The following is a 2507-nucleotide window of genomic DNA, read 5'->3' as shown; positions in this document are numbered from 1 at the left end:
GTACAACTCAATAATAGCAAATTAATAAGAATTCAGGCTGATATGTATAACCGAGGAGTCATATATCTAACTGGTACAAACTTAAGGGAGTATATAGGTAGCGTTAATGTTAAGTTTTATAGAGAATAGAAAGGAAACAACACATGACACAATTTAATGAATTTATTATCGCTTTTGCGACAGGCTTTTTAGCAGTAGCAGTAGGCAGTATCGTGAAAATGGTGAAAGACTATCTTTTGCGTAAAGGCGGAGAGAAAGCGGTAATCATCGCTGAAATCCTAGCCAAGAACGCAGTTCATGCCGTTGAGCAGGTGGCTCAAGAGACAGGTTATAAAGGTGATGAAAAATTGGCACAGGCTCGCACTAAAATCCGTGCAGAGCTGACCAAATATAAGATCAGCATGACTGACAAGGACTTGGATACCTTTGTAGAGTCAGCCGTGAAGCAGATGAACGATGCTTGGAGGGAATAGGTATGGATATCGATACAAGCAGACTACGTACAGGCTTGCCACAAGTAGGCTATGCGCCATATCGACAAGTGCACGCTCACTCTACGGGGAACCGTAATTCTACCGCTCAAAATGAGGCAGACTACCACTACAGAAAGAACCCTGAGCTTGGTTTCTTCTCTCATGTGGTTGGTAACGGTCGTGTCCTGCAGGTCGGTCCTGTAAATAATGGTGCCTGGGACGTTGGGGGCGGTTGGAATGCGGAAAGCTATGCGGCAGTTGAATTGATTGAAAGCCATTCAACTAAAGAAGAGTTCATGACAGACTACCGTCTCTATATCGAACTCTTACGCAATCTAGCAGATGAAGCAGGTTTGCCGAAAACGCTTGATACAAGCAGTTTGGAAGGTATCAAAACGCATGAATACTGTACCAATAACCAACCTAATAACAACTCAGACCACATTGACCCTTATCCATATCTAGCCAAATGGGGCATTAGCCGTGAACAGTTCAAGCAGGATATTGAAAACGGCTTGATAATTGAAGCAGGCTGGAAGAAAAACGATACTGGCTATTGGTATGTACACTCAGACGGCTCTTATTCAAAAGATAAGTTTGAGAAAATTAACGGCACTTGGTACTACTTTGACGGCTCAGGCTATATGTTTGCAGACCGCTGGAAGAAGCACACAGACAGCAACTGGTACTGGTTTGACCAGTCAGGTGAAATGGCTACAGGCTGGAAGAAAATCGCTGACAAGTGGTATTATTTCGACGTAGAGGGTGCTATGAAGACAGGATGGGTCAAGTACAAGGACACCTGGTACTACTTAGACGGTAAAGAAGGTGCCATGGTATCAAACGCCTTTATCCAGTCCGCAGACGGAACAGGATGGTACTACCTCAATGCAGACGGAACAATGGCAGATAAGCCAGAGTTCGCAGTGGAGCCAGACGGCTTGATTACGACTAAATAGAAAGGCTTCAAAATAGATTACACCAACCGCAGGCTCAGGCTTGCGGTTTTTTGTTTGTCTGAATCAAGAAAACATCTAACCAACCGACATTAATGTCGGTAGCAAAATAAATGGTTTGTCTGAAAAAATTGACTTGTTGACATCAACAAATAGCTTTATAAAGCGCTTGGTTGCCAATTTTGTTGATGTTAACAAAATTAGAGTTTATATTTCTATTTTGCAAAAACAGGCATTTTGAACGATTAGAAAGCAAAATCACAATCCTATTGTTCAAAAAAGCGTTTACATGAAGAATATGGAGAGGAAATCGTGGTGTATTATTGTCAAAAACGGTGTTTTGTTAAAAATAAAAAACAGTGACCGAAATCACTGCTTATCAGTTGTAGCAAATTCATAAAGTTTTTCCGCTGTGAGAAGTGCCATTTTGTCCATGCTTGTTTTTCCTTTTCTGAGATCAGAAACAGTAGTCCATGGAACTCCAGCACCTTGCGAAATAGTAGATGTAGACATCGAACTGTCTAGCAATTCTTGAATAACTTTTCTCATCTTATTTGTCCTTTTTGTTTTTTAGATAAATATATACATTGATTGCAATTATAAAAATAGCTATTGCGCTGACCATTGCATTTCCTCTTTTCATTTGATAAAATAGAGGTGTGAGGGGCTTTCGCCCCAACCTCTTAGCGTTTACCTTTTTCTTTGACGGGATTTCGGTTTACGCTTTTTGTTTTGCCTTGCGACCGTTATTGCGGTTACTAGACTTGCGATAGCAGTTACCGTTTCAGGAATATTGTCTATTGCCTTTTCAAGTAACCTAAGCCAATCTTCTTTGTTCAATTTCATCACCCCCTTTCCTTATCTTGATTATATTATATCACGGCATACCGAGAAAGTCAAGAGTTTTGATGAAGTTTTTTAAAAAAACAGGGGGCAAAAAAGGGGCAAAAGTGTCGTAAATCTCTGTAAAATGATGTAAAAACATTTATTTAAAAGCTCAAAATATAGCTATTTTAAAAGGTATTGTAAGATATAGTAAAACGATGTAAAGGTATTTGTAAAAGCCGATGAATTATAA

4 protein-coding genes are annotated in these 2507 nt (G+C 39.8%); 2 read left to right on the top strand and 2 right to left on the bottom strand.

Going from position 1 to position 2507, the window contains the following annotated elements; all coding sequences use genetic code 11:
* The first annotated feature begins 143 nt into the window (after positions 1-143).
* Both HT729_RS05150 and HT729_RS05145 read left to right on the top strand, forming a co-directional pair.
* Positions 144-473, top strand: coding sequence for a phage holin (locus tag HT729_RS05150; protein WP_000191486.1), 330 nt, complete (start codon positions 144-146; stop codon positions 471-473).
* Positions 474-475: 2 nt separating this feature from the next.
* Positions 476-1432 (top strand): N-acetylmuramoyl-L-alanine amidase family protein, encoded by a 957-nt coding sequence (locus tag HT729_RS05145; protein WP_172931754.1) that lies wholly within the window; start codon positions 476-478, stop codon positions 1430-1432.
* A gap of 366 nt (positions 1433-1798) precedes the next feature.
* Here the strand turns inward: HT729_RS05145 and HT729_RS05140 are convergent, their stop codons facing one another.
* A complete protein-coding gene (locus HT729_RS05140) occupies positions 1799-1978 on the bottom strand; it encodes a hypothetical protein (RefSeq protein WP_001233346.1) in 180 nt (59 codons plus the stop codon).
* 141 nt (positions 1979-2119) lie between these two features.
* Complete coding sequence (locus HT729_RS05135; protein ID WP_001030863.1) at positions 2120-2269, bottom strand: hypothetical protein; 150 nt, start codon at positions 2267-2269, stop codon at positions 2120-2122.
* Positions 2270-2507: the final 238 nt, after the last annotated feature.

It is taken from the genome of Streptococcus sp. 79 (assembly GCF_013277425.1).
Taxonomy (GTDB): domain Bacteria; phylum Bacillota; class Bacilli; order Lactobacillales; family Streptococcaceae; genus Streptococcus; species Streptococcus pseudopneumoniae.
This window is presented reverse-complemented; position numbering and strand designations above follow the sequence as displayed.